The organism is Bacteroidales bacterium (assembly GCA_018334875.1).
Taxonomy (GTDB): domain Bacteria; phylum Bacteroidota; class Bacteroidia; order Bacteroidales; family UBA12077; genus JAGXLC01.
Genome location: JAGXLC010000175.1, coordinates 1 through 8,403 on the forward strand (window position 1 = coordinate 1; position 8,403 = coordinate 8,403).

Here is an 8,403-nt window from a genome sequence, read left to right on the forward strand (position 1 = left end):
GAATAGCTGATGTGCTTAGAGAGAATTTTGGCCTGGAGGTTGAGCGGCACAAACTTCAGGATACGAAGTATATTTATGAATCGGTGGAAGACGGCCTTCGCCGGGGTTGTGAACAAATCGGCATTCCATTGGCCTACCTGGACAGAATGATATACCATTTCAGTCAAAAAGATGCCATATCGTTTATTTTGGAGGATCTTTAGCTGATCTTGGATTCTTTTTAAGAAAAAGTATCAATCCTGATCACCCTTCAATGATTGAATGATTGAATGATTGAATGCGAAGCAGTGCTTAGGGCTAATGAGCAGACCATTTACATTCGGTATTTGTATCTGGGGAATGGTTAAATTGTGAAATGGTTACATTGTTGGAAAGAGGCGAAGCAAAGCGTTTAATGTTTGATGTTTAAGGTTTTGGAATTAAAGATTTGATGATCTGCGGATACAATCGAATGACAAGGAATGACCACCGAATTAACAACTGAATGACCATCAATGACCATCAATGACAAATGATTCCAATACAGGCTGATAAATTTATCCATGATCCATACCCGGGCAGAGAACCAACCAAGGTTACCTGGTAAGCATGATCACACAAGCAACCACAGTCGTAACGATCACCAGTATCCGATAGCCTTTTTCCGGGATCAGTTTGACAACCCGGACACCGATAAAAGCCCCCAGAACGATGGCAGGAAGCACGGAGAGGTCAAATGCAAAGGTCCTCAGGTTGATCGTATTCCAGGAGAACACATGAAACGGAACCTTGGTCACGTTGATGATCAGGAAGAACCACGCCTTGGTTCCGATGAACATATTTTTGGGAAGATACATGGTCAGCAGGTAGATGGACATGATCGGTCCGGCTGAGTTCCCTATCATCGTGGAGAAGCCCCCAATCATTCCGATAATGGCAGAAAACCACCAGTAATCCGGCACGGTGATCTGGTTTTTTCGCTGGTCTTGCCATACCATAAGAATAACCCCCATGATGATGGTTAGGGCTATCAGAGTGTTAAAGATGTCGCCGGAGACCCGGTTTCCCACGAGCACGCCGATCACCACACCTGCCAGGGCCCAGGGTATGGGCTTCAGTACGTATCTCCAGTTGGCATGCCTGTTGTAATAGGAAACTCCAAAGATATCTCCCATGATGAGCATCGGAAGGAGAAGCCCGGTGGAAGGCTTTCCCCCGAAAATCATGGCCATGATGGGCACCACAAGAAAGGCTGCACCGGACAATCCCGTTTTGGTGGCACCGATCAGTATGCCGCATAAAAAGATTAGGCCCCATTCCAGGGGGCTGAGATTAAATGATTGGAGCAGTTCGAAAAAGTTACTGAAGAGTTCTACCATGCCTGACAAAGTTTAAACGGCTGCGAATATATAATAAATTGTTAAATTGTTGAAATGACGCTAAGGTTGAGGCTAAGGCGAAGGCGAAGAGGCAGAGGGGCTATGGTTAAATTGTTACATTGATAAATTGTTACATTGTCATAATGATGTGAAGGCAAAGGCTAAGAGCGCAGAGCAAAAAGCGTAGGATGAATATGTTTAAGGTTTGAAGTTTGATGTTTCAGGTTTTGAAATAAAGGTGAGACGAGGCTAAGGGAGAATGGTTCCCGGATTTATTCATCAATCATTACTTCTTCTCCTTTTCTCATCTTCTCGTCCTCTCCTTCTCCCGGATTCTCACTTCCTGATTTATTTTTCTTTCTACGAACACAATCAATGACTATAAATGAGCACCTAATGACCACCAATGACAATCGATGCCCATCAATGACATTATGCTTCCCCTGCCAACTCCAGATTTAGACGTTTGCCAAGCTGCCTATTGCCAAATGATTTATTATGCATTTGCAGTATCAATAAATCCTCATGCTCACTGAAGCTATATGTCTTGCCAACTGCCCTTTGCCACTTGCCAACTCTCCCCTTTGAATTCTTGCAGTTCCAATAAACCTCCCTGCTAACTGAAGCTACATCCCTTGCCAACTGCCAACTAATTACCACCAACTCCAGTCAAACACATCTTTTGACCACCAATGACAATAAATGACTACTTAATGACAATTGAATGACTAATGACAAGCAAAGCCAATGAGGTTCTTATTTTTTAAATAATTTGAATTAAGGTGTAACGATTCACATCTCCTGAGCGTCATATGATAAAAAGACCAAGTCATGATAAAAAATTATATTAAGACCGCATTTCGGAATATCAGCAGGCAAAAGGGCTATGTATTCATCAATATTTTCGGCCTGGCCATTGGTATCGCCAGCAGCATGCTCATTGCCATTTACATCTTTAGTGAGCTCAGCTATGATCAGCATCATGAGGAAAAAGACAGGATCTACCGGGTTTATCTGGATGGTAAGATCAATAACCAGGAGCTCAGGGGTGCCTGGACTCCGGCGCCGCTGGCCTTTACCGTTAAGGACAAATTTCCTGAAGTTAGGAATGTCGTACGCCTCAATCCATGGGATGAGACGGTGATTCGTTATCAAGACAGGACATTTGTGGAGGATGCTTTTGTGGAAGCAGACTCCACTTTTTTTAACGTTTTCACTGCTCCACTCATCAAAGGAAATCCTAAAACAGCCCTGACGAAACCCAATACGGTGGTTTTATCCGAAACCGGCGCCCGGAAAATATTTGGCAATGAATCTGCCATAGGCAAAACCATTAAGGTTGGCAGTCATGATACCGAGCATGAAGTTACAGGGATCATGAGGGATATGCCTGAGACCTCCCATATGAAATGCAATATGCTCGGCTCCTTCGTAACAAGCAGCCGTTCCCGGGATACTCACTGGCTGAGCAACAATTTGTCAACCTATTTTCTGCTTACCGAGAATGCTTCTCCCCAACAGGTAGAGGATAAATTTCCCGGTTTGCTCAGAGAGCATGCGGGGCCCATTCTGGAGGAATTTCTCGGCCTTTCGTTTGATGAATTTCTGGAAAAAGGTAACCGTTATGCATATCATCTGCAAGCGCTTACCGGTATTCATCTTGAACCGGAAATTGAGGGCGGCATGAAACCTTCTCATAACAAAAAGTACATTTACATTTTTTCTGTGGTTGCATTGATGTTGATTCTCATAGCAGCCATCAACTATATGAACCTTTCTACGGCCAGGGCTTCCAACAGGGCTAAGGAAGTGGGCCTGCGGAAGGTGTCCGGTTCGACAAAAGGCATGCTGGTGCGGCAATTTCTGGTTGAATCGGTGATCATGAGTTTTATGGCTCTTATCCTTGCCGTTGTTATGGTGCAGGTACTGCTTCCCTATTTTAATAACCTGATCAATACAGAACTTACCTTGAATTATATGGACCAATGGTATTATATACCGGTGCTTTTACTACTGGCCCTTATTATTGGTTTGCTGGCAGGGAGCTATCCTTCATTTTATCTGGCCGCGTTCAAGCCTGCTCCAACACTGAGCGGAGAAGTCAGGGCAGGGACCAGGAACAAAAGGATTCGCAGCATTCTTGTCGTCTCACAATTTGTTATATCGGGTGCACTGATTCTGGGAACCCTCGTAATTTCCAGGCAAACGAATTACATGCTGAATAAAGATATTGGATTTAACAAGGAAAATCTGGTGGTCATTCGACGCATCGGTGTTCTGGAGGATCAGATCAATATCTTTAAGGAAGAAGTGAACAAGATACCCGGAGTGGTTCAGTCAACCCATTCCACCATGGTTCCCGGTTATCCCAATAACAACAATGCTTACCAGATTGAAAGTCAACCCAGGGATGAAACCTATGTGTTTGATACCAACTGGGCAGACGAAGATTTTCTTGACGTTTACGGGATCGAACTGGACCAGGGCCGATTTTTAAGAGAGAATCTGAGTTCTGACGCCAATGTCTGTATTATCAACCAGAAAGCCCTCAGAGATTACCCCATTGATGATCCTTTCAGTGAAAGAATTGCCCGGCCGACCGGAGAAGAAGGAGAGATGGCCATGGAGAGTAACCAGATTGTGGGTATTGTAAAGGACTTTCACATACGTTCGCTGCATCAGGAGATTGGTCCTTATATCATTCTGCCCAAATCAGAAGATACCCACTGGGGGTACTTTACCGTAAAATTGTCACCAGATAATATGTCTGCCACAGTCGGGAGTATAGAACAAAGATGGAAGGAGTTCGCCGACAATGATCCCATGCTTTACTTTTTTATGGATCAGGAATATGCCAGTCTATATGAGGAAGAGCAAAGAAGTTCCAGGCTTGCCGTTGGTTTTGCCATTCTGAGCATACTGATCGCCTCGCTGGGTTTGTTTGGCCTTACCTCCTTCACGGCAGAGCAGCGGACTAAGGAGATCGGCATCCGCAAGGCTATGGGTTCTTCGGTTACCGGTATCGTTCAGCTTATTGGCAAAGAAACACTCCGGCTTATACTGATTGCCCTTATAATCTCCTGGCCACTGGCCTGGTATTTTCTCACAAACTGGCTGACCAATTATCCATACAGAATATCGCTCCAGCCAGCAGATTTTATATTTACCCTGCTGATCATTGTGATGGTGGCCTTCATTACTATCAGTTACCAGACCATAAGGGCGGCCAGAAAGAATCCGGCTCTTTCGCTGAGGTATGAATGAATAATGATTGAATGATTGGGTGAGGCTTAGGCTAAGGCTAAGGCTAAGACCAGAGAATTCAAAGCCGGCATTTGTATATCGGGATTGTTAAATTGTTATATTGTTACATTGTTGAAATGAGGTGCGGCTAAGGCTAAGAAGAGAAGGGTAGAAGGTGAGAATGAGAGAACATGAGGATAGAGACATGCCATGGCATGTCTTTTCTATTGGTGAATCATTTCCTTTATATATTCTATTGTTTCCTGTAGCTATAAAATTAGTAACTGTATATTATTAATTGCTTCCCTTTTAATGATTATCACTGCCTGTAAGTATGAATTGCTTTCCTTTGGCGATAATTAATGTCTTTGCCACTGAATAATCTGTTTTTGCCAGAATAAATACTTATTTTGCCAATATATTTAGGAGTTTTGCCAATTTAAAATTTATTTTTACCAAAAATTGAATTGTCTTTGCCATTTAAAAATAATCTTTTGCCAGTTTAAACCTTGCTTTTACCATCAAAAATTTTTATTTTACCATTTACACAATCCATTTTGCCAGTATAAAATTTATTTTTGCCACTAAAAAACTTAAATTTGCCACTTAAATATATGTTTTAACCATTCTCAAGTATCTTTTAATAAGGGTACATATCTTTTATGGCAGGAAAGAGCGTGTCCTTGTATTGTAATTGATCAGGTTTGTAGAAAGGAAAACTACAATTTGGTTAAATTCTCCGGGAATTGTAAATGGTGCCGTTTATATATCAGTTTTGAGTATCTTTAGGAGCTTTGTCAATATCATCGAATCCGTCGTCATCGTCTTTTTTATTCTTCGGATTTCTGTATTTTCTGTGAAGTTTTCTTATGTGTGGGCTGGTATATCTTTTCCGTCGCTCCTTATTATTCCAAAACACAAATTTACCACATTCCCTGATTTCATCCACCGCTTCTTTCAGATGGGTATAAGCCTTGTTTCGCATTTTCTGATATTCATAATTGATTTGATCTTCTCCTTTGTATCTTGCCAAAAGCTTACCCATTTCGGTGGACATCCTACTGGCTTGTTCAAGGAGGGTATGATCGAATCCTATTTTTGTTAAGGGTTCAGGATTTGCCTTTCCTACAATTGCCAGTGTGTTCAGATCCTGGATCATGTCGGGATGACCGTTCTTTTTGTTAATCATGGTTACAGTACTCAAAAGATCCGGGTGATTCCTGTATGCAAACTTGAAGGCACGAATCAGATAATCACGTAATTGATATGCTTTGGGAGATTTTGCCTTCCATTCCAGCCCGGCTTCTTTATGCACATGGTAAGCATTCCTCTAATAAAAGAGTTTCGCAATACCTGAGAGGGAGGAAGTAGTGAGTTTTGAGTGTGATGGAGCGATAGCACGAAAGAACGATGGAACGAGAAGAGGAGAATACGGGAAGTGAGTAGAGACAGGCGTGTCTCTTCGGTTGTAAAGAAATGTTTCAATGTGGCAAGAGTTTGTGAATTAATAGGCAGCGATGTAGCTACAGGCATTGCAGTAGAGACGCAAGGCTTGCGTCTCGGGGTTGGGAAACAACAGCCCGACAGCACGATGGCACTAAAGAACGATGGAGCGGCGGAACGACGGCACGATGATACGACGGAACGAAAAAACGAGGAAAAGGGAAGACGAGGAGAGGAGAATACGTGAAAACGGGAGGAAGTAGTGAGGTCAAATTAGTAAACAGTAAGCAGTAGGCAGTCAACAGTTAGGCAGCGATATAGTTACAGCAAAGCAGTAGAGACGCAATGTTTGCGTCTCGGAGATTGGAAAATGATAGCGACGGTACGAAAGAACAACAGAGTGTTAGAAGAATAAAAAAAGTGACAGTGCTACGAAACCAAATAAGGCATAAACTTTAGCTACCGCCGACCCGAGACCCGGGACTCGGGACACAAATCCTGGGAGCCGAGACAGCTCCTCTGCTCTCTGCTCTCTGCTCACACCGTTGTGCATCCTTCTGAAGCCGTGGATACCGTATCGAGATATTTTTTCAGGATTCCGGTGGTCACTTTGGGTGCAGGCTGCTTCCAGTATTTTCTCCGTTCTGCCAGTTCCTCGTCGCTGAGGTCCACTTCAATCCGGTTGCGCGTGGCATCGATGGTGATGGTGTCGCCGCTCCGGATTAATGCAATGTTGCCACCTTCAAAGGCCTCGGGGGTAACATGACCAATCACAAAGCCATGAGAACCCCCTGAAAATCTGCCGTCGGTGATCAGGGCCACATCCTTGCCCAGGCCGGCTCCCATAACGGCACCCGTGGGTTTTAGCATTTCCGGCATGCCGGGAGCGCCTTTGGGTCCGGAGTTTCGGATCACAATTACATCGCCTTTTTGTACACTCGATTGAATTCCTTCGATGGCTTCATACTCATCTTCAAAGACCCTGGCAGGCCCGGTAAAAGATTCTCCCTCTTTGCCTGTAATCTTGGCTACGGCTCCTTTCTCGGCAAGATTGCCATACAGAATCTGGATATGGCCTTTCTTTTTGATGGGATCGGAGAGGGGTTGGATGATCTTTTGTCCTTTTTCCAGGTATTCCGCCTTTTCCAGGTTTTCTCCAAGTGTTTTGCCAGTTACCGTCAGCAGGTTTCCCTCGAGGAAGCCTGCATCCAGAAGCCGCTTCATTACGGCTGGTATACCTCCTGCATTGTGAAGATCTTCGAACAGATATTCTCCGCTTGGCTTCAGATTGGCAATATAGGGGGTGTTGTTGCTGATGCGCTGAAAGTCATCTAAGCTGAGATCTACTTCCACGGCCTTTGCCATGGCCAGCAGGTGCAGTACGGCATTGGTGGATCCGCCGAGTGCCATGATCAGGGTGATGGCATTTTCAAAAGCCTTTTTGGTCATGATGTCTCTCGGCCTGATGTCTTCTTCCAGCAGCAGATGTATTGCTTCACCGATCTCATGGGTTTCATACTGTTTATCTTTACTCACGGCGGGGTTGGAAGAAGAATAGGGAAGGCTCATCCCCATGCATTCAATGGCCGAGGACATGGTGTTGGCGGTGAACATACCTCCACAGGCACCGGCTCCCGGGATGGCATTTTTAATAATTCCCTTATAGTCTTCTTCAGAAATGTTACCTCTGATCTTTTGACCATATGCTTCAAAAGCAGAGACGATATTAAGATCTTTACCCTTCCAGTGGCCTTTTTTCACGGAACCGCCATATAGAAGAATTGAAGGTCGGTTGAGTCTTCCGAGCGCGATCATGGCACCGGGCATGTTCTTATCACATCCAACAACGGGGATCACGGCATCATAAAACTGCGCGCTTACCACGGTTTCGATGGAGTCGGCAATGAGCTCCCGCGATGGGAGCGAATATTTCATACCTTCCGTGCCATTGGTGATGCCGTCGCTAACACCGATGGTGTGAAAGATCAAACCGTAGAGGTCTTTTTGATGATCAATGCCCTCTTTTATTTGTTCCGACAGGTTATTGAGGTGCATGTTGCAGGGGTTGCCCTGAAATCCTGTGCTGGCAATACCTACCTGTGCTTTTTGAAAATCCTTGTCTTTCATGCCAATGGCATGGAGCATGGCCTGTGCGGCAGGCAGACTCTCATCCTGGGTGATCTTTGAGCTGTATGGGTTGATTTTTTTCTTCATATCAGGAGTTCTAACATTAGGAAAAGAAAATTGTTCAGGATTTTTTGAGTGGAATTATCCTAAGTGATGACAATGGCCACGAATCCCGCTTTCAGACGGGACAAGTGCACAAATAAATGATTGAATAAAGCTAAGAGCAAAGGGC

6 protein-coding genes are annotated in these 8,403 nt (G+C 44.2%); 3 read left to right on the top strand and 3 right to left on the bottom strand.

What is annotated here, in order from left to right; all coding sequences use genetic code 11:
* A partial coding sequence (locus KGY70_13280; GenBank protein ID MBS3776160.1) for a hypothetical protein occupies positions 1 to 203 on the top strand: 203 nt, incomplete at its 5' end.
* A gap of 372 nt (positions 204 to 575) precedes the next feature.
* Here the strand turns inward: KGY70_13280 and KGY70_13285 are convergent.
* Complete coding sequence (locus KGY70_13285; protein ID MBS3776161.1) at positions 576 to 1,358, bottom strand: sulfite exporter TauE/SafE family protein; 783 nt, start codon at positions 1,356 to 1,358, stop codon at positions 576 to 578.
* 831 nt (positions 1,359 to 2,189) lie between these two features.
* Here KGY70_13285 and KGY70_13290 point away from each other — a divergent pair.
* Positions 2,190 to 4,622: an ABC transporter permease gene (locus tag KGY70_13290; GenBank protein ID MBS3776162.1), complete on the top strand. Its 2,433-nt coding sequence runs from the start codon at positions 2,190 to 2,192 to the stop codon at positions 4,620 to 4,622.
* A 748-nt stretch (positions 4,623 to 5,370) separates the two neighbouring features.
* On the opposite strand, the gene KGY70_13295 is transcribed toward KGY70_13290, so the two are convergent.
* Positions 5,371 to 5,916 carry a hypothetical protein gene (locus KGY70_13295; protein MBS3776163.1) on the bottom strand — a complete coding sequence of 182 codons (546 nt, stop codon included), beginning with the start codon at positions 5,914 to 5,916 and terminating at the stop codon, positions 5,371 to 5,373.
* Positions 5,917 to 6,039: 123 nt separating this feature from the next.
* On the opposite strand from KGY70_13295, the gene KGY70_13300 reads away from it, so the two are divergent.
* Complete coding sequence (locus KGY70_13300; protein ID MBS3776164.1) at positions 6,040 to 6,291, top strand: hypothetical protein; 252 nt, start codon at positions 6,040 to 6,042, stop codon at positions 6,289 to 6,291.
* Between the two features lie 290 nt (positions 6,292 to 6,581).
* Here KGY70_13300 and ilvD read toward each other — a convergent pair whose 3' ends face one another.
* Positions 6,582 to 8,258 (bottom strand): dihydroxy-acid dehydratase, encoded by a 1,677-nt coding sequence (gene ilvD / locus KGY70_13305; GenBank protein ID MBS3776165.1) that lies wholly within the window; start codon positions 8,256 to 8,258, stop codon positions 6,582 to 6,584.
* Positions 8,259 to 8,403: the final 145 nt, after the last annotated feature.